General features: G+C 66.9%; 27 protein-coding genes. 5 read left to right on the forward strand and 22 right to left on the reverse strand.

The annotated features are described in order from the left end of the window. Positions 1 to 22: 22 nt before the first annotated feature. Complete coding sequence (locus P0084_RS12645) at positions 23 to 184, reverse strand: hypothetical protein (protein ID WP_308917220.1); 162 nt, start codon at positions 182 to 184, stop codon at positions 23 to 25. A gap of 287 nt (positions 185 to 471) precedes the next feature. Here P0084_RS12645 and P0084_RS12650 point away from each other — a divergent pair, with 287 nt between their 5' ends. Then, positions 472 to 642 carry a hypothetical protein gene (locus tag P0084_RS12650; protein ID WP_308917221.1) on the forward strand — a complete coding sequence of 57 codons (171 nt, stop codon included), beginning with the start codon at positions 472 to 474 and terminating at the stop codon, positions 640 to 642. A 15-nt stretch (positions 643 to 657) separates the two neighbouring features. On the opposite strand, the gene P0084_RS12655 is transcribed toward P0084_RS12650, so the two are convergent. From P0084_RS12655 to P0084_RS12690, 8 genes are read right to left on the reverse strand one after another with little or no spacing between them, the layout of a single operon-like run. Continuing rightward, a complete protein-coding gene (locus tag P0084_RS12655; protein WP_308917222.1) occupies positions 658 to 846 on the reverse strand; it encodes a hypothetical protein in 189 nt (62 codons plus the stop codon). A 55-nt stretch (positions 847 to 901) separates the two neighbouring features. Beyond that, the gene (locus P0084_RS12660) at positions 902 to 1192 is read right to left on the reverse strand and encodes a hypothetical protein (protein ID WP_308917223.1); all 291 of its coding nucleotides are present in this window, start codon (positions 1190 to 1192) and stop codon (positions 902 to 904) included. Continuing rightward, the gene (locus tag P0084_RS12665) at positions 1189 to 1740 is read right to left on the reverse strand and encodes a hypothetical protein (protein WP_308917224.1); all 552 of its coding nucleotides are present in this window, start codon (positions 1738 to 1740) and stop codon (positions 1189 to 1191) included. Before P0084_RS12665 ends, P0084_RS12660 begins: the two co-directional genes overlap by 4 nt. 46 nt (positions 1741 to 1786) lie before the next feature. Then, positions 1787 to 3127: a DUF4942 domain-containing protein gene (locus tag P0084_RS12670; protein WP_308917225.1), complete on the reverse strand. Its 1341-nt coding sequence runs from the start codon at positions 3125 to 3127 to the stop codon at positions 1787 to 1789. Continuing rightward, complete coding sequence (locus P0084_RS12675) at positions 3124 to 3456, reverse strand: hypothetical protein (protein ID WP_308917226.1); 333 nt, start codon at positions 3454 to 3456, stop codon at positions 3124 to 3126. Before P0084_RS12675 ends, P0084_RS12670 begins: the two co-directional genes overlap by 4 nt. Further along, positions 3453 to 3650 carry a hypothetical protein gene (locus tag P0084_RS12680; protein ID WP_308917227.1) on the reverse strand — a complete coding sequence of 66 codons (198 nt, stop codon included), beginning with the start codon at positions 3648 to 3650 and terminating at the stop codon, positions 3453 to 3455. The genes P0084_RS12675 and P0084_RS12680 overlap by 4 nt, the downstream gene beginning before the upstream one ends. Before the next feature lie 53 nt (positions 3651 to 3703). Continuing rightward, positions 3704 to 4021 carry a hypothetical protein gene (locus tag P0084_RS12685; RefSeq protein ID WP_308917228.1) on the reverse strand — a complete coding sequence of 106 codons (318 nt, stop codon included), beginning with the start codon at positions 4019 to 4021 and terminating at the stop codon, positions 3704 to 3706. A gap of 56 nt (positions 4022 to 4077) precedes the next feature. Beyond that, the gene (locus P0084_RS12690; RefSeq protein ID WP_308917229.1) at positions 4078 to 4470 is read right to left on the reverse strand and encodes a DUF3768 domain-containing protein; all 393 of its coding nucleotides are present in this window, start codon (positions 4468 to 4470) and stop codon (positions 4078 to 4080) included. 588 nt (positions 4471 to 5058) lie between these two features. Here P0084_RS12690 and P0084_RS12695 point away from each other — a divergent pair. Further along, the gene (locus P0084_RS12695; protein WP_308917230.1) at positions 5059 to 5298 is read left to right on the forward strand and encodes a hypothetical protein; all 240 of its coding nucleotides are present in this window, start codon (positions 5059 to 5061) and stop codon (positions 5296 to 5298) included. A 3-nt stretch (positions 5299 to 5301) separates the two neighbouring features. Here P0084_RS12695 and P0084_RS12700 read toward each other — a convergent pair whose 3' ends face one another. The 3 genes from P0084_RS12700 to P0084_RS12710 are packed head-to-tail and all read right to left on the reverse strand — an operon-like array spanning position 5302 to position 6409. Continuing rightward, complete coding sequence (locus P0084_RS12700) at positions 5302 to 5616, reverse strand: hypothetical protein (protein WP_308917231.1); 315 nt, start codon at positions 5614 to 5616, stop codon at positions 5302 to 5304. Continuing rightward, entirely contained in the window at positions 5613 to 5996 is a 384-nt protein-coding gene (locus P0084_RS12705; protein ID WP_308917232.1) for a TSCPD domain-containing protein, read from the reverse strand. Before P0084_RS12705 ends, P0084_RS12700 begins: the two co-directional genes overlap by 4 nt. A 56-nt stretch (positions 5997 to 6052) precedes the next feature. Continuing rightward, positions 6053 to 6409, reverse strand: a complete 357-nt coding sequence (locus P0084_RS12710) for a single-stranded DNA-binding protein (RefSeq protein ID WP_308917233.1) — start codon at positions 6407 to 6409, stop codon at positions 6053 to 6055. A gap of 470 nt (positions 6410 to 6879) precedes the next feature. Here P0084_RS12710 and P0084_RS12715 point away from each other — a divergent pair, with 470 nt between their 5' ends. Then, positions 6880 to 7314, forward strand: coding sequence for a thermonuclease family protein (locus P0084_RS12715; RefSeq protein ID WP_308917234.1), 435 nt, complete (start codon positions 6880 to 6882; stop codon positions 7312 to 7314). Positions 7315 to 7420: 106 nt separating this feature from the next. Next, the gene (locus tag P0084_RS12720) at positions 7421 to 7675 is read left to right on the forward strand and encodes a hypothetical protein (protein ID WP_308917235.1); all 255 of its coding nucleotides are present in this window, start codon (positions 7421 to 7423) and stop codon (positions 7673 to 7675) included. On the opposite strand, the gene P0084_RS12725 is transcribed toward P0084_RS12720, so the two are convergent. From P0084_RS12725 to P0084_RS12760, 8 genes are all read right to left on the reverse strand, one after another. Beyond that, the gene (locus tag P0084_RS12725) at positions 7667 to 8188 is read right to left on the reverse strand and encodes a hypothetical protein (RefSeq protein ID WP_308917236.1); all 522 of its coding nucleotides are present in this window, start codon (positions 8186 to 8188) and stop codon (positions 7667 to 7669) included. The genes P0084_RS12720 and P0084_RS12725 overlap by 9 nt on opposite strands. A 141-nt stretch (positions 8189 to 8329) precedes the next feature. Then, positions 8330 to 8692 (reverse strand): hypothetical protein, encoded by a 363-nt coding sequence (locus P0084_RS12730; protein ID WP_308917237.1) that lies wholly within the window; start codon positions 8690 to 8692, stop codon positions 8330 to 8332. After that, complete coding sequence (locus P0084_RS12735; protein WP_308917238.1) at positions 8689 to 8964, reverse strand: zinc finger domain-containing protein; 276 nt, start codon at positions 8962 to 8964, stop codon at positions 8689 to 8691. Before P0084_RS12735 ends, P0084_RS12730 begins: the two co-directional genes overlap by 4 nt. Continuing rightward, positions 8957 to 9211, reverse strand: a complete 255-nt coding sequence (locus tag P0084_RS12740; protein ID WP_308917239.1) for a hypothetical protein — start codon at positions 9209 to 9211, stop codon at positions 8957 to 8959. The genes P0084_RS12735 and P0084_RS12740 overlap by 8 nt, the downstream gene beginning before the upstream one ends. A gap of 165 nt (positions 9212 to 9376) precedes the next feature. Further along, complete coding sequence (locus P0084_RS12745; protein ID WP_308917240.1) at positions 9377 to 9562, reverse strand: hypothetical protein; 186 nt, start codon at positions 9560 to 9562, stop codon at positions 9377 to 9379. A 65-nt stretch (positions 9563 to 9627) separates the two neighbouring features. After that, the gene (locus P0084_RS12750) at positions 9628 to 11478 is read right to left on the reverse strand and encodes a ParB/RepB/Spo0J family partition protein (RefSeq protein WP_308917241.1); all 1851 of its coding nucleotides are present in this window, start codon (positions 11476 to 11478) and stop codon (positions 9628 to 9630) included. 66 nt (positions 11479 to 11544) lie between these two features. Next, the gene (locus P0084_RS12755; protein ID WP_308917242.1) at positions 11545 to 11763 is read right to left on the reverse strand and encodes a hypothetical protein; all 219 of its coding nucleotides are present in this window, start codon (positions 11761 to 11763) and stop codon (positions 11545 to 11547) included. Further along, positions 11760 to 12098 carry a DUF1419 domain-containing protein gene (locus tag P0084_RS12760; protein ID WP_308917243.1) on the reverse strand — a complete coding sequence of 113 codons (339 nt, stop codon included), beginning with the start codon at positions 12096 to 12098 and terminating at the stop codon, positions 11760 to 11762. The genes P0084_RS12755 and P0084_RS12760 overlap by 4 nt, the downstream gene beginning before the upstream one ends. Before the next feature lie 707 nt (positions 12099 to 12805). On the opposite strand from P0084_RS12760, the gene P0084_RS12765 reads away from it, so the two are divergent. Next, positions 12806 to 12988 carry a hypothetical protein gene (locus P0084_RS12765; protein WP_308917244.1) on the forward strand — a complete coding sequence of 61 codons (183 nt, stop codon included), beginning with the start codon at positions 12806 to 12808 and terminating at the stop codon, positions 12986 to 12988. A gap of 249 nt (positions 12989 to 13237) precedes the next feature. Here P0084_RS12765 and P0084_RS12770 read toward each other — a convergent pair whose 3' ends face one another. Together P0084_RS12770 and repC are read right to left on the reverse strand one after the other, a co-directional pair. Further along, on the reverse strand, positions 13238 to 13654 hold the full coding sequence (locus tag P0084_RS12770) for a hypothetical protein (protein ID WP_308917245.1): 417 nt from the start codon (positions 13652 to 13654) through the stop codon (positions 13238 to 13240). 109 nt (positions 13655 to 13763) lie between these two features. Beyond that, positions 13764 to 15047 carry a replication initiation protein RepC gene (gene repC / locus P0084_RS12775; protein WP_308917246.1) on the reverse strand — a complete coding sequence of 428 codons (1284 nt, stop codon included), beginning with the start codon at positions 15045 to 15047 and terminating at the stop codon, positions 13764 to 13766. Between the last annotated feature and the right edge of the window lie 42 nt (positions 15048 to 15089).

Genomic DNA, 15089 nt, shown 5'->3' on the forward strand with positions numbered 1-15089 from the left:
GGGCTTCGCCCTGCGGCCGGACCTAGTCCGCCCGGCGCTTCATGGTGAAGGTCAGCTTCAAGAAGATGACGTTGATCTCGATAGCAAGGCTCAGGTCGATCTTGCGGAGCTGGCGGCGGATGGTGCGGAGCCTGCGCGCGGTGCGGCGGCGGAGGCGGATGGATTTCTTGCGAAGGTAGGTCATGGCTGTCTCCTGTTGGTGAATGAACAGGGCTGGCCGACACGGCGATGAAGGGGGGCGGTCAACACGCGCGCAGCGCCCCGAAGGGCTTGATGTTGACGGCCTCCCGCGCCGTGTCAGCTTGCCCGACTGTCGTTCACTGATGGGGACCGCTCTACCTTCGGAGGGGGTCCGTTCGCCGGTGGGGAAACCGTGATCTTCGGACCGTCCGCCCTGGCGGGGTGCGGGGCGTCAGAATGCCATGTTCGGCGTCTATCGATGCTTGACGTCAGACGGAAAAGGACACCGACATGAGCAATGAAGCGACCCGGGACTGGGCGGAGCACCGGCACGAGGCGGAGCGCGAGGTCAAGCTGCGCGAGACGGGTTCGTCCTGCCTTCACTGCGGATGCGCGGTCACGACCACGAACGGCGTAGTGACGCCCGAGGCCGCGATCTGCGACACCTGCAACGGGCGCTGAACGCCCGGCGGATCGTCAGTCGAAGGTGCCGGGGTAGGGGTTGCCCAGCCCGTAGGTGATGCCGTCCTGCTCGAAGCATCCATGCCGGCCCGCGAACCAGGCCCGGTGAAGTACGCTGCGCGCCAGGATGCGGCACACCCCCTTCGGCAAGCTCTTGCCCTGATAGCCGTGCAGATAGAATCGGTGGGCGAGGCCGTCGATCAATGCGTCAATCCGTTCTCGGCGGCACATCATCGTCGCGGAAGGTTCGTTCGCGGGCTCATTGCCGTTTCTTCTTTCGGACCTGCAACGTCTCCCAACCGCTCACGATCAGACATGCCGCACCGATGAAACCAAAGAAGAACGGAAGGAATAGACGGACGAACGACCAATCTGCGACCTGCTCCTTGTTGATGAACAGGTGGTCGATACCGTACATCACCCACCACCACATACCGAAGAACACGCTGAAGCACACCCACATGACGAAGCTGTATATCAGCCATCCCACCATGGAACCGTCGAGAACTTTCCGTTCCGGTTCTGCTTCCGGCTTCATGTTGGAAATCATCGTCCAGCTCCTTCTATCTGGCGTTGACGTGATACGACGCCATCTGGCGTCAGCCCCTCGATCCGATCGGCCGTCCGCCTGGTGATTTCCGCGCCATCGGCCGACACGCAGACCTCGGCACCCTCGGTCAACTGGATGATCGAGCCATCGAACTCCAGGAAGGTGGTGGACGCCCCGTCGTCCGCCTCCCGCTTCACGGTGCCCATCTGGTCGATCGTGATCCAGACATCGCCGACCAGCACGCGGACGCTTTGGTCGTTGATCTCCACGCCCGACCAGCCCCGGCCCGGATCGCGCCGCGCGATGATGGCGTTGGTGCGGAGCTTGAGCTGCACGTCGTCGGCGCGGTCGGTCCCCCGCATGTGGACGAAAGTTTCCTGATCGTCCGTCTCGGCGCGCAGCCCGGCGGCGGCGTCCTTGGGCGGCCACAGGTAGGGCTCGGCCCGCTTCTTCCGGGCCGGATCGCGGTGGAAGGCGATGAACATCTGGGCGCGGTCCCAGATGGAACGGACACGCGATTTCGGGGTGGTGGCGGGGCTCTGGGACATGGTGCAGTCTAGCATTTCAGGTCTCGATTATCCAATGAAATAGGGGTTATCCGGGCTTTTGGATGACGCTGTATCCGGTCGGCACGTTCGTTCCCGAGGCGGCGAAGCTGCCCACGGGAAGGTCGCGCCATTCGCCCAGGTCGAAGCCGTGATCGTAATGGGCCGACGCCGGAAGGATACAGGCCAGCCGTCCGCCGGGGCGCAGGAAGCGCAGGGCGTGATCGACATGCAGCCGGTAGTGCCGACCGTAGAAGGGCGGGTTCATCACCACGGCGTCGAACCACGGATCGGGGGCGACCTGAAGGAAGTTGGCGCGCATGACCGCGTGCCCCTTCGCGCGGGCCTGCTCGGCCCGTCCGCCGTCATACTCGATGCCGGTGAGGCGGAGCGGGTCGCGCGGCCCCTGATACTTGCGGGGTTCATGCCAGCGGGCCAGCACGTCGAGCATCCGACCGTCGCCGCAGGACGGCTCTAGGATCGTCTCGCCCCCGCGCAGCGGCAGGGCGGCGATGACGGTCTCGGCCACGCTGTCGGGCGTCCAGTAGAATTGCAGGTCGCGCGCGACGTCCGTGCTGGGCCGCTTGGCCTCGTCCTCGCTCGGCGCGTCTGGCAGGACCTCGCCGTAGAACTCGGCCAGGGCGCGGTTGATGTCGAGACGCCCTTGCGCGTCGAAGACGATATGCGCGTTCCCGTTCTTGAACCGCTTGATCCGTCCGCCGCAGAAATCGGCCTCGCCGTGCCGCTTGGCCTCGTCCATGACGGCGCGCAGCTCGGCCCACTCGTAGCGGGGTTCTCCCCGGTAGAGGCGGAGCGCATTAAGTGTATCGCGCACCCGTTCGTTGCCCCAGCCCTCGCCGTAATCCGAGACGTGCCCGACGATGATGCGCTTTGGCAGGCCCTCGACGCCGATCTTCACCTTGGAATGGCTACGATAGGCCGGGTCCAAGTCGCAGAAGCATTCCGCCAGCCCTTTGAGGACGTGGAAGCGCGGGGACAGGAGGAAGTCTCCGAAGAGGTCGCGGATCGCCTCGATGGTGAAGGACGGCGGGTTCTCAAGGCGAAGCTCGATGGCCTTCCGGTCCTTCGCGCTGGCGACGTCCTCGATCCGCAAGCCCTCGCGGACGTGCCGCCATGCGGATTTGAGAAGGGCGGCGCGCACGTCGCGTTCGTAGAGGCTGGGCGAGCGCGAGAAGATCTGACCTCCGAACGTGCCGCCGATGCACCCGGCCATGCCGATTGCGGTCTCCGCCTCCTCGAAGGCGGCGATGGCGTCGGGGATCGCCTCCGCCTTGGCGTCGTATTCGGCGACGATCTCCGAGATGCTGCGGCGCAGGGCGGGGGCCGCGTGGACGGCCTCCCCCTCTCCGATCTGGGCGTAGCTGGTCATGCGCCCGCCTCCGTGAAGAGGTCGCGTTGCCCGTCGGACCAATCGCCCGGCGGAAGCGGATCCACGCCGCGGACCTCGATGAGAAAGCGCGACTGACGAATGCGGCGCTGACCGGCATCGGTTCGATAGGTCTCGCCGATGATGACGCGATAGCGGGCGGGATCGCTGCCCATAGGTGCCAGGGCATATCTCTTGATCGAGCGGCGCCGTCCCATCCAGCCGCCGCGCTTCGCTGCGTAGCGCATGAACTCGATGCACCCGAGGATGTTGCTCTTGTCGGCCGCCGTCAGGTGCAGCCCCTCGATCATGGTCACGCTCGGGCGGGTCATGCTGCGACCTCCCGCGCCGTCTCGGGCTGCATCGGGCGTTCGGTCAGGGTGGTGTCGTTCTCGCACGCTTCGCAGGTCGCGGCGTCATAAACGGCGGCCAGCTCCCATTCCTGGGTTTTGGTATTCCACGACGCGAAGGCGTCCCGGTGGACGTTCTCGCTGCCGCAATGGGCGCAATGGATGGTGATGGACATGGGGACGGTCTCCCGTTCGGGGCCGGGGACGGCGCGCGCCGCCCCGGCGGGGATTACTGGAAACTGGCGTTGAGGATGGGAAGCTCGGCGGCGGCGGCCTTCACCGCGTCGAACATCGCACGGTCGGCCATCTGCGCGGTCAGACCCTCGATGGCCTCGGTCAGGCGGACGGGCTGGCCCCACGGGGTCACTTGATCGAGCGCCTTCAGGCTGCGCCCGGACCGGGGGTGGTCGGCGAGATAGCCGCGCGGGCACCGCCGCAAGGCGATGTCGATGGATCGGTAGCCCGACATGGACAGGCGGACGATGTGGCCCATGCGCGGCTCGGGGTCCATCTGGTGACGGGCGATGAAATAGGTCTTCATGGGCATGGGTTCGGCTCCTCTATTGGAAGGCCGGGCGACACGGGGCCGCCCTGGGCCGGGTGTCAGTAGTCGGACGGGAACATGATGGTCAGGACGCGCCGCGTGACCCGCTTGTTGGCTGGGTCGGGGGAGGCCCATTCATAGCCTTCGTCGTAGAGGTCGATCTTCCAGAACAGCCGCTCGCCCTCGACGGTCACGGTTCCAAAGGTGCGATCCTTGTAGGGGTCGTTGTCCTCGGTGAACGTGGTGTCCTGGGCGACGGCGCGGGTCGCGGCCAACTGGAAGTCCGGCCCCCGCGCGGCCACGGCGGCGGTCATCACATGCTTGCCCTTGGGGGTGAGGGAGTCGGCCCCCGCGATCATGGCCTTGCGGAACTGGTCGTTCTGCTGCGCGACGGCCATCGTCTCCATCGCGGCCGCGATTTCGCCCCCGGTCATCTCCATCATGTTCGGCATCCCGGTCTCTCCTTCGTGGTGTTGGTGGGGTCTGTTGCCCCTGTGGGTCGGGTTTGGAGGCACGGCGCGTGGCGCCGCTGTCCTGCAAACCTGGCCTCGCCGAGAGCGGAGGGGGGCGAGACAAGGGGAGAGGGACGGGGGTGGTGCGGCCCGCAGGGCGTCAGCCCGAGGACACGGCCCCGGCCCGACCCCTTGTCCGAGGGGGGAGGCTGCGCCGCCCCCCTGACCGGCGCAGCGGCGTTCGGCTTGCCCGAACCCCAAGCCCAAGAAGGATCCCGGTCGCGCGCGGCCACCGGCCGGGCCGATCCGGGCCGCCCCAGGGATCGTCACCCGCAAGGGCGGAGACGCGGCCCCGCGCCCGACCATGCCCCGCCCGCCAGGACGCGGCTCCGCAGGAGACGGGGCAGGGCGGAAGGGCCGGCGCGTCAGTGCAGGGCCGCCGGGGCAGGGAGGACGGGGGGACGCGGCTTCGGGAGGACCGAAGGGACGACTAGAGCCCGGTGCGCGTCAGCGCAGGGGCCTTGATGTGGGATTCTTCGCGGCCGACTTTCATCCCGAGGCAGGGCCGAACGACGAAGGAACTACCGCATGGACGAAGTGGACATCTATAGGAACGAGGCCGGTATCTACGGCTTCGTGAAAGCCGGGGAGGAACGATCCCTTCCGGCCGTGTCGGGGCCTTGGGCCTATTGGAAGCGCACCAGGTTCGACGGGGTGCGGCCGCTGATCGGAGCCTTGATGTCGAGCCCAGAAATCGCCCGCATCATCGGGCGGAACGGCTACTACCTCGAAGGATCGACGGCGCATATCGTGAAGTCCTATCCCTGATCGTCAGCCGCCTCGCGTATTGGTCGCCTCGGCCCCTTTCGCGAAGGGGATGGCGAGCTGAGTGCAGCCTGCGGCGGCGAGGAGCGAGGCGATGCCGTTCAGCGTCCTGAAGACGCGCGGGTTGTTGAAATCGCGCTGCGTGACGAGCTGCCGCGTGTCGCCGGAGGCGAAGACCAAGCGCACGGTCCATCGCCCGTAATGGATGGATTCCTTCCGGGTCAGCGTTTCCTTGCAGGTTACGACGATCGCCGCGCCTGCGGCGAAGTGGTCGACCAGCTCGGGCTCGAAGACGACGTTCGGCTTGAAGCGGGTGGTCATGGCTGTTTCGCCAGCTCGGCCACGATCAGCCCGACATGGCTGGCATGGACGGTTTCGGGATTGGGTTCTTGGTCGCCCTCGGTCCACAGGCCCGGCTTCTCGGTTTGCGCAAGCGATTTGAGGATCGCGCCGGGGCGGAGCCCGTGCTGGAGGAGGAGGGAGATCAGGACGCAGGCGTCTTGGACCTGAAACTCCAACTGCGACCCGGTGCGGAAGCCGCCCGAGTAGAAGACCTCGCGGGGGCGGTCCGGCTCATCGGGGTCGAAGCCCACGGTCAGGTGGATGGTATGCCCCTCGGGCGTCTGGACGCGCCGCGTCTCGCAGAGACGGCGGGCGGGAAGGTCGTGCCGGGGATCGGGCGTCTTCTTGTAGGCGGTCATCGCGGCCTCCTGCGGCGGGTGATGGGAAGGGCGGGCCATGAGGCCCGCCCGTTCCGTCACTGGTCCTGCTGCGCCTTGCGGGCCTGCCGGCGGCGCTCGTCGTGGCTGAAGTTGTCGAAATCCTCGGCCGCCATCGTGATCCCGTATTCGGTCCCGCCTTCCTTGTTCTCCCAGCTCGTCTGGCGGACGGTGCCGAAGGCCCGGACGATGTCGCCCGGCTGGGTGTTTTCGCGCACCCACTTGGCGACGTTCTCGTTGAAGATCGTGACCTCGTTCCAGTAGGGCTTCGACTGGAATTCGCCCTTGTCGTCCTTGCGGCCGTATTCGGCGGCGACGCTGACCCGGAGGGTGTTGCCGACTTCCTTGTGCTTCCCGACCCGGCCGATGATCTCGAATTGTGCGAAGGTTCTCATGGTGTGTCTCCTCGGTGAGAGTGTTTCGATGAAGAACGGGCACGCCGGGGGGCGATGCGCTCAAGGGAAAAGTCGGAGGATCCGCGCGCTTTATAAAGAAGCGTAGAGATTATAATATTGTGTGGAAACCGTCTTTTTGCTTGGAGGCGGACGAAGGCCGCCGGGCGCAAAGAGCCCCCCGAGCGATGTTCCGTGATGAGAAACACGTCCGGGGAGACGAATGGGAACCGTGCCGCCCAGTATTCGGTGGGCGGGTCTGCACAAGGATGGCGGCGGCACCCGTCAGCGTTCCCGCAGGCCAAAGCGCGAGGACGACAAGGGTGATTGGCGAAGCTGGAACGATGGTCTCTTGATCGGAAACGATCGCCGAGGGGCGCGAGGACGAACGGACGGTCGTGGCTATGCGCTTGGTCGTCCGCAAAATGGGTGAACAAGGAAGGCTGGACCGGATAATGGGATCGACGGCGACGATGATCGGCTTCTACCTCGTGGCCGCTTGCCTTCCGATCGGCGCGGCCGTGGTGGCGGCGGAGCGGGTCAGCGGCCCGGTCGATCATGTGCGCGATGCGGACACAATCATTGTGCAAGGCGTCCCGGTCCGCTTCAACGGCGTGGATGGCGCCGAACGGGGCACCCGTCGGGGCGAGGCCGCACGTGACTGGATGCTAGACGCGGTGCGCGGGCGCGAAGTGCGGTGCGAGCTGAACGGCGAGCGGACCCATGACCGCTGGGTCGGCGTCTGCTTCATCGAGGTCGATGGCGCGTGGACCGACCTCGGCGGACTGGTGATCGCCGCCGGTCTCGCGCTCGACTGCCCGCGCTACTCGGACGGGCGCTATGCCGCGCTGGAAACGGCCCGCGCCCGTCTCGTCCAGTCGCGGGCATCCTACTGTTACCCCCGATGAGCGGTCCGGGCGATGACGGTCGCCTGGCTGGGGTGCGCTGATGCCTGGGCGGCCCGCCTCGGCGTCCATCGCGGCGTGGTCCGCGCGCCAGCCGGGAGGTCGCACGGTGACGATCGCGCACCGCCGCGTCGTCGCCGCGCTGGCGCTGTCCCGGTCCGATGAGCCACCTCTGCGTCATCCCCGCGAAAAGCTCCTGACACTACTCAAGGAAGCGGAGCCGGGGACGGTTTTCGAGCGCGCTTCCGGCCAACTCGAACTGTTCCCGGAGGTTGAGGCGGACGAGCTGTGCCAACTCGATAGGATGGCGTCGCGGGTCGGACTGGAAGACGACGCCCTGCGATCACCACCGTCGTCAGGGTGACGCGATTTCGCGGCGCGCGATCCGAAGGATTTCTTCGTATCCGTCGGAGAAGCACTTCGATTCCATGGCAACAATGTTAGGGGGGAGGCCATGTTCATCCACCGCCTCCAAGGCCGTTCCGATTGACAGAAATGCGCGGTCAAACTCGGGCGACACGATTAGGCGGCTTGCATCGAACGTCTGTTTAGCCGTGCTCCACGCCGCCCATGCAGCGCGGGCGCGCTCGCGGCTCTCCTTCGACCCGTGATAACCCTCGGGTCCGTGTTCATGATTGTAGTATCCATCGGCATCTCGACCTGCCTCAGCGGCGGCCTTCTTCAAGTGCGCGACGATTTCGGAATACTGACTGCGCCGTAGATCCCAGATGCGATCTTCATGGTGGCGTTCCTTGGCAGTCTTCGCGCGGTTTCGCTCGATCACCCACGTTGTCGCCAAAGTCAGACCCGAACCGATGACCAGTGTGAGGATGGTTAGAAGGGGGCCGATCCACGGCGCGGTCGTCTGGTCTTCCATGATGGCCTCCAATCGGATCGCCACGCATAGGTCCGAACATCGTCTCGCGGAAGAAAAAAGGCCCCGCCGGAGCAGGGCCGAGGAATTCCTCACCACAAGGAATAGGGGAAGCGCGGCGGCCTGGCCGTCCGCGCGGTAAGTCTATGTGCCACCCGCGCCGTGGATCGCCAACCAGTTCGGTCCCGGCTCGATCGCGTCGGCTTCGCGTTCTAGGACGGCCAGCCGATTGTTGATCGCCACGATGAGGGTGGTCTGCGGCGCAGCCGCTCGGTGCCCCCGGAGGGGTTGGCACAGCCCGGACGGGCCGCGCAGGAAGAGGTCGCTGACCCTGCGTAGCAGGTCCGCGTCGGTCTCGCGCGCGATCATCGCGACCGGCAGGGCGGCAACGTGGCAGGTCCACGGCTCGACGCGCCGAGTGGCTCGTCTGCGCCCGATGATATGGGTCGCGACCATCCATTCGGTGAGGTCGTGCCAGTCGAGCCGGGTGCCGGGCGTGCGGGTCATATCAGGACTCCTTGGCGGGGATCGGCCTCGGGGCGCGGGCGGATGCCGACGCGGCCTCGCGGATCGATGGTCCAGCCGTCCGCCGTGCGCTCGACGCTCGCGTCCGGCCCATGACGCTTGATGAACACGCGGTCGGCTTCAGCCTTGCGCGCGAGATGCAGGTCCGATGCCCGGTGGCCCGAGGGTCGGGCGCACCACGATCCGGGCCGTGCGCTGCAAACGGGGCAGGCGACGGCGAGGACCGGGTGACGATGGGCGGTGAAATCAGACATGGCAGCGCCCGTCCTCCAGGGAGACGCGCGCCAGCCAGTGCCGCCCGTGCGACACGCGGAGGCTCGTCAGCCATCCGGGCTCGCGATCCGCGTCCCAGAGGGCCGCGACGGCGATCCGCCATGCCGGACCGTGCGCGGCGGCGAAGGCCCGCAAGCGGTCGAGCTGGTCGGTTCGCACCGTGAGCCGGTCGTAGCGCCGTCCCGAGGGGTCCGTCCGGCTCGCATAGAGCGGGTCGGCCAAGTCCACGCGGCCCCGGTCGATCTGGGTCAGGAAGTCGAGAAGATAGCTCGGATCGGCGGGGAAGGGCGCGCGGTCCCACGCGCGGCGGATCAGGGTCCGCTCGCGGAGGGGCCGGGCCGCGATGGCGCGGCGGGCGCGGTGCCAGTTCGCCGCACGCCGGTCGCGATCCTCCTACTGGGTCCGGTCCCAGACGACGGCGCGGCGCCGCATCACCTCGTCCTCGCTCGGTTGCGCGGCTGCGATCTGGGCGCTGAACAGGGGCAGGGCCTCGCGTTCGGCGGCCTGCTTGCGGCGGAGATGCCCGCGCTTGCGGGCCGTGTCGGTGAAGGGGGTTCGGGGGTATCGCTTGCAGCGCATGATCCGGCTCCTCGGGGTTGCTGGGGATCGGGGAGGGGGCGGGCTCACGGCCTGCCCCGCCCTTGTCAGGCCATGCCCTCGGGGAGCCAGTTCGCGATGCGGTCCCGCTGCGCCTTGGTCAGGCCGTGCGCCTCGCGGGTCGCCTCGTCGTTGAACAGGTCGTGCAGCTTCCCGACCTTCTCGCCCTTCTTCAACTTCGCGAAGGTCGTGGCGGTCGGGTGATCCTCCGCGAGGTCGAGCAAGTCCTGCCACAGGGCATTGAGGTAGGGACCGCCCACCCGACCGAAGAAGTTCTCCCCGGTGGGGGCCCACACGTCGCGGGTGCGCCGCCCGGTGGCCTTGTCGATCATCGCGCCCAACTCGGCGTCGGGGACCGTCAACAGGCTGGCGAGGTAGCCGTTCAGGGCCTCCATGACCTTCTTGTCGCCCCGCTTGCGGAAGGCGGCGAAGTCCTTCCCGACCTCCGACCCGAACCCCGCCTCGTAGCGCTCGGCGATGGACGACAGGCGCTTGTCGAGCGTGTAGCCCGTCTCGGTCTCGGGCGCGTTCGCAGGCGGGTTCACGGTCAGGCCGAAGGCATAGCCGTAGCCCATCTTGCCGGACAGGTGGAACGCCAGCAGGTGCAGGGCCAGCTTCGGGTCGGTCAGGAGCGCGGCCTGCCGCGCGCCCTTCTCGATCCGGTCCAAGTCGCCCCGCAGCTTGTCCGAGATAGGCGACTTCGGGGCGGTCTCGCCCGTGGTGCCGTGCTGGGACGCGGCGAGGATGCCCGCCGCCATCGCCTCCTTGCGGTCCTCGGGCTTCACCAGCCCCTCGGCCACCTTGATCGTCCCGCCGCGCGCGACGTAGAGGACGGCCCCCGCCACGGCCTTCTGCTCGTCGGTGAACGCGCCGTCCGCCTTGGCCTGCAACGCCTCCAACTCGGCTTCGCCGTCCTCGTCCAGCACGTCGCCGTTCGCCAGTTCGGCCAACTCGTCATACCGCTCGGACTCGGCCTCCGACAGGTCGCCCTCCACCGGATAGACCCGACCGAATTTGCGGTCCTCGGTGAAGCCGTAGGGCAGGTAATCCTCGGGATGGGTCTCGACCCATTTCCAGCCGTGGGCCTCCGCGAAGTCGTCTGCCGCCTTCGCCAGCTTCGCCGCGAACAACTCGTCCAGAAGGGCGGTGTCATCGAACAGGGTCTCGTCCGCGAACAGGTCGCCCCCAATGCGCCCCCCGGCCTCCTTGTAGGCGTCCACGCCCACGAAGGCCGCGCGCCGGTCGCTCTCCTTGACCGCGCCGGGGCGCAGCATCGCCTTGATTTGGTGATCGGACAGCGCGTAGCGCCCGTTCGCCGCGTCCTCCACGATCCGGGTCAGCACCTCGATCATCAGCTTCTCGTCCTGCCCCACGGTGAAGGCGGCGGCATGGGACAAGCTGATCTGACCGGCCTTCAAGGCGTCCAGCACGGGATCGGGCAGGCCCGCCAGCGCCAGGCGGCGATAGACGTGCTTCTCGGTGACGCCGTAGGCCACGGAAATGTCGGCCACGCTCACGCCGCGCCGATCCATCGCGCCGTAGTCGCGGATTTCGTCGGCGGGGTGCAGAGCCTCGCGTTGGCCGTTCTCCGAGGTCGCCCACAGACGGGCCGTCTCGGCATCCGGCGCGATCTGCACGGCGACGGTCTGGAACCGGGGGTCGTCCTGCAGGAGGGCCAGCGCGCGCAGCCGCCGCCCGCCCGCGACGACGCCCACGCGGGTGCCGTCCTCGTCGCGCAGGCCCCCGAGGTTCTGGATCAGGCCCACCTTGCGGATGTTCTCGGCCAGCACGGCGACGGCGCTTTCGCTGACGACGGTGCGGGGGTTGAGGTCGGACAGGTAGAGGTCCGCGAAGGGCACGGACTCGATGGTGGCGGCGATCTTGGTCTGGTCGGTCATGGGTTTACGTTCCTTGTCGGTGGTGAGGTTGGGGAGTGCCCCGCCCGTGGGGGACGGGGCGCGGGGCTATGCGCCCTCTTGGTCGGTCCAGTCGCTCGCCCAATGGTCCAGCATGGCGACGACGCGCCCTTGCGGATCGGTCAGGGTGAGGTCCGGGACGATCTGCGCCTGCCGGTGGTGATCGCGGCCCAGCATTCGCAGGACGTCCTCGCTCTCGGCATGGACTTCCTCGTTCGTGGTCAGGTCCGGGTGGTCGATGGTGAGCGTCCAAGCGGCCCGCCTCATGCGACCGGCTCCAGCTTGCGGACATGAGCGTTGAACGCCGCCACGGTGGCGAGGAAGTCGGATTGCGACCCGTGGCGGACGGCGAGGCAGAAGGCCCGCTTGCCGACCATGATCCACGCATCCGACAGGTTCTCGGTCGCGGCCTCGGACATGACGAACGCGCTGCCGGTGAAGTTCACCGGGGGCAGGATCGACAGGAAGTAGTCCCACATCTCGGGGGTGGTCTCGAACCACTGGCCCGCGCTGCGCTGGTGCGCTTCGTAGCCACGGTTCAACAGGGCGAAGGTCGCGGTGCGGTCGGCCACGCCCTCCCCTATGTTCTGGAAATCATCCATCTTTCTTCCTTTATGGTGAGCCGCGTTCTCGATCTTGGTGCCGAAAATTGGGGCAGGTGGTCAGGCGAGGATCGCGAAGCGGCCCTCTCCTTACCGCTTGCCCGTCGGCGAGACCGGGAGGGGGGCCCGCGCCAGGTTCCCGACAAGGAAGGGGGGGAGGGGGATCACCCGGCGACGCAGCCCGACCGAAGGGAGGGACCGTCGTTGGGGACACCCTCCCTGACGCCGATCGGGAGCCTTGCGTGGGGGAACCGGCGGTTCCCAGGCGGACGACCCGAAGGGGAGGACCATCAAGGGCAGGGGCGTTCGGCTTGTCCGAATCCCGCTGCCTGTCGCGGACCCCGTTCGCGGGGGCCTCCTAAGCCTCTCCCGCCACGGCGAGGGGGCTGTCTGCCCCCGGGCGCTGATGCGCCTCCCCCGAGGATATTTCGGGGAAGATGAAGCCGCAGGGGATCCGCCCCGGTCATTGGACGTGCCACGTCGTTCTGATACTATGGGGATGCGGAACAGGCAGGGATGCCGATGGCCGTGGAAGGTGAAGGGGCGTGAGCCCGATCACGTGAGAGCCGGGGACGTCGTGCTCTGGTTCCCCTCACCCGAAGGGGAACGACATGGGACAGGATTTGAGCTGGTCGGTGCAGGCCGTTCTCTGACCGCCTGCGACGCGCGAGGCCCTTCGGTCCCGGGTGTCGTTCCGGCGTTGGATCATGCTGACGGTCATTTCCGTCTCGATGGTCGGGATGGTCCTGTTCGCCGGATCCTTCTGGATGTCGTTCTACGCGGCGTCCGGGGGCCAGGCCCTTCCGATCTTCGTCGGCATGGTCGTCGTCGCGATCTACTACGCGGCCGTCACAACGGTCCTCATGTTGGGCATTCGCCCGATCGAATGACTGGCGCAGCCGGACGGCCAGCGGCGGCTTGGGCGAGGATCGTCACCCGGAAGGCGGAGACACGCGCTCTTGGCCGACCATGACCCGCCCGCATCGAGATGGCTCCGCAGGAGACGGCGCGGGGCGGCAGGCCGGCGCCGCAGGCGGCGGACCGCCGGGTCAGGGAGGACGGGGGCGCGGGGCTCCGGGAGGCGGAGCCGACTAGAGCCGGTCCGGCATGGCCGGACGCCCCAACTTCCTCGCCATTACTTACTTGTAGGCAGACCGGCGGTTACGAAAACTGCGGATCGCCATGTTCACAAGAACCACCATCGCGGCGCTGATGTAGAACACCGAGAAGGTCGCGAGGTAGTCGCTCAGCCTAGGAGGTGGATCGTTCGGCCCCCGTGGACTGAAATCGAGAACAGGACCCGATGTCTCCGTCCCTGGGGGAGCGAGGGCGATCCCGACCGAAAAATACACCACAGCCCATAAGAGTAAGATCAGGGATCCGAAGACCGCCAATTTTGGGCGGGACATGAGATATGGAACATAGAAAAACAGGGTGACGGGGGTCAGGCCCATTCCCAACGCCCATAACAACCTGCCTCGGGGGGGCTCGATGAGCCGATCAACCGACGCATAGTGATCGTCATCGAAAGGTTCTTCGCGCCAGTTCACGGTCATTGGAATGGCCCCAATCCCTGATCGTAAGATCTGCGTCCTGAATTAATGTTACACCGATTGCCCGGCGATGTCTCTCGTCGGTTCGGGTCCGCCGGGGCTAATCGCCGGTTCAACAGTCTTTCCTCCGAGAGAGCCCGATCAGGCTGCCGACGAGGTTCAACCTCCCGTCGCGATGCCGCTTCGTCATCGCCCGCAGCGTCCCGCCCGGATTCCGCACGGGCTTCACGGGATGATCCCGGTTCGCGTCCACGATCAGCACGGCCAACGCGGCCCCGCTCTCCCCCATCGCCTCGATCGCCTTCTCCCAGGCGTCGTGGTTGATCCCGAGATAGGGAAGGATCCGAATGGCGGCGTCGATCACATGGACCTCGCGGAACGCGACGTCGGAGCCTCGGCTGTCGCGCATGATCGCTCGCATGTCTTCGCCGGCGATGTCGTAGAGCCGCTTCGCTGTCAGCCGGGAGACGAATTGGGCCTTGCGCACGACCTCTCCCTCGGCACCATTACATTCTTCGCCTTTGGGGCCGTTAGGCCCCGAACCAAAGGGATGATCGTGCGCGGGCTTGCCCGCGCTCCGCTGATCCATGCCGGCATTACATGATACAGGTCGAAGACTTTGGTTGTTCTCTTGTAAATGAGAGTCGCCGAAAACTTCCGACATGGCAGAAGAATCACGACGTCCATCATCGAAGGCGTCGAGTGCTTCGCATAGGCTCTTGGCGGCCTCGACATGGGTTGCGAGGGCGTTGATCTCCATCGTGGCGAGGGACCGGGCGTCCGGCCAGGTATCGAGGGCTGCGGCGGCGGCCTCGATACGGGGATGGGGCGTCTCGCCCGCGTCCCGGATGTAGCGCAGGACGATCCGGCGGAAGGAGCTGCGCCGGTTGCGGAGCGTCCGGCGCTCGCTGCGTTCTTGGCGGAGCTGGTCGACCAGATTGAGAAGGTCGGGGACCAAAGCGATGAGGCGGCTGAAGACGATACCGCATCCGCCGTAGGGGGAGCGGTGGCCGTTGCCCTTCACGCGGCGCTCGATCAGCCCGAGGCGTTCGAGCTGGCGTTCGGTGTCGTAGAGGGCGCGGGGCGTCTTCCCGAGCGCTGCGGCGGTGACGTCCTGGGGGGCGAAGTAGATCGGCTCGCGATTGGGCGACGTCCAGTCGTCCGGCTTGGTGTGCCCGATCATGTGAAGCAGCGCCATCAGGCTCGATGCACGCAGGCCGATATGCACCCCGACCTCGCGGAGGAGCTGTTCGACGGTGAAGCGTTTGTGGCCCTGCGGGAGGGCCGGGAAGGTCTCTTGTGGTGTCATCCGGTTCGTCCTTGCTCGTGTGAGCGAGGCGCGGTCGGCAGACATGACACATCCAGTCGCACGGGTGCGTTTTCTCTTGAATGGCATGTCGGGAGGGCTTAGAACCGGGTCTGAACAGTTGGGACCTTG

Origin of the sequence: Jannaschia maritima (assembly GCF_030973515.1) — a bacterium.
GTDB lineage: Bacteria > Pseudomonadota > Alphaproteobacteria > Rhodobacterales > Rhodobacteraceae > Jannaschia > Jannaschia maritima.

What these genes read in the sequence shown, in the direction of transcription:
- P0084_RS12645 (WP_308917220.1), bottom strand. Translation starts at nt 184, where the DNA reads ATGACCTACCTTCGCAAGAAATCCATCCGCCTCCGCCGCCGCACCGCG.
- P0084_RS12650 (WP_308917221.1), top strand. Translation starts at nt 472, where the DNA reads ATGAGCAATGAAGCGACCCGGGACTGGGCGGAGCACCGGCACGAGGCG.
- P0084_RS12660 (WP_308917223.1), bottom strand. Translation starts at nt 1,192, where the DNA reads ATGATTTCCAACATGAAGCCGGAAGCAGAACCGGAACGGAAAGTTCTC.
- P0084_RS12665 (WP_308917224.1), bottom strand. Translation starts at nt 1,740, where the DNA reads ATGTCCCAGAGCCCCGCCACCACCCCGAAATCGCGTGTCCGTTCCATC.
- P0084_RS12670 (WP_308917225.1), bottom strand. Translation starts at nt 3,127, where the DNA reads ATGACCAGCTACGCCCAGATCGGAGAGGGGGAGGCCGTCCACGCGGCC.
- P0084_RS12675 (WP_308917226.1), bottom strand. Translation starts at nt 3,456, where the DNA reads ATGACCCGCCCGAGCGTGACCATGATCGAGGGGCTGCACCTGACGGCG.
- P0084_RS12680 (WP_308917227.1), bottom strand. Translation starts at nt 3,650, where the DNA reads ATGTCCATCACCATCCATTGCGCCCATTGCGGCAGCGAGAACGTCCAC.
- P0084_RS12685 (WP_308917228.1), bottom strand. Translation starts at nt 4,021, where the DNA reads ATGCCCATGAAGACCTATTTCATCGCCCGTCACCAGATGGACCCCGAG.
- P0084_RS12690 (WP_308917229.1), bottom strand. Translation starts at nt 4,470, where the DNA reads ATGCCGAACATGATGGAGATGACCGGGGGCGAAATCGCGGCCGCGATG.
- P0084_RS12695 (WP_308917230.1), top strand. Translation starts at nt 5,059, where the DNA reads ATGGACGAAGTGGACATCTATAGGAACGAGGCCGGTATCTACGGCTTC.
- P0084_RS12700 (WP_308917231.1), bottom strand. Translation starts at nt 5,616, where the DNA reads ATGACCACCCGCTTCAAGCCGAACGTCGTCTTCGAGCCCGAGCTGGTC.
- P0084_RS12705 (WP_308917232.1), bottom strand. Translation starts at nt 5,996, where the DNA reads ATGACCGCCTACAAGAAGACGCCCGATCCCCGGCACGACCTTCCCGCC.
- P0084_RS12710 (WP_308917233.1), bottom strand. Translation starts at nt 6,409, where the DNA reads ATGAGAACCTTCGCACAATTCGAGATCATCGGCCGGGTCGGGAAGCAC.
- P0084_RS12715 (WP_308917234.1), top strand. Translation starts at nt 6,880, where the DNA reads ATGATCGGCTTCTACCTCGTGGCCGCTTGCCTTCCGATCGGCGCGGCC.
- P0084_RS12725 (WP_308917236.1), bottom strand. Translation starts at nt 8,188, where the DNA reads ATGGAAGACCAGACGACCGCGCCGTGGATCGGCCCCCTTCTAACCATC.
- P0084_RS12730 (WP_308917237.1), bottom strand. Translation starts at nt 8,692, where the DNA reads ATGACCCGCACGCCCGGCACCCGGCTCGACTGGCACGACCTCACCGAA.
- P0084_RS12735 (WP_308917238.1), bottom strand. Translation starts at nt 8,964, where the DNA reads ATGTCTGATTTCACCGCCCATCGTCACCCGGTCCTCGCCGTCGCCTGC.
- P0084_RS12745 (WP_308917240.1), bottom strand. Translation starts at nt 9,562, where the DNA reads ATGCGCTGCAAGCGATACCCCCGAACCCCCTTCACCGACACGGCCCGC.
- P0084_RS12750 (WP_308917241.1), bottom strand. Translation starts at nt 11,478, where the DNA reads ATGACCGACCAGACCAAGATCGCCGCCACCATCGAGTCCGTGCCCTTC.
- P0084_RS12755 (WP_308917242.1), bottom strand. Translation starts at nt 11,763, where the DNA reads ATGAGGCGGGCCGCTTGGACGCTCACCATCGACCACCCGGACCTGACC.
- P0084_RS12760 (WP_308917243.1), bottom strand. Translation starts at nt 12,098, where the DNA reads ATGGATGATTTCCAGAACATAGGGGAGGGCGTGGCCGACCGCACCGCG.
- P0084_RS12765 (WP_308917244.1), top strand. Translation starts at nt 12,806, where the DNA reads ATGCTGACGGTCATTTCCGTCTCGATGGTCGGGATGGTCCTGTTCGCC.
- P0084_RS12770 (WP_308917245.1), bottom strand. Translation starts at nt 13,654, where the DNA reads ATGACCGTGAACTGGCGCGAAGAACCTTTCGATGACGATCACTATGCG.
- repC (WP_308917246.1), bottom strand. Translation starts at nt 15,047, where the DNA reads ATGCCATTCAAGAGAAAACGCACCCGTGCGACTGGATGTGTCATGTCT.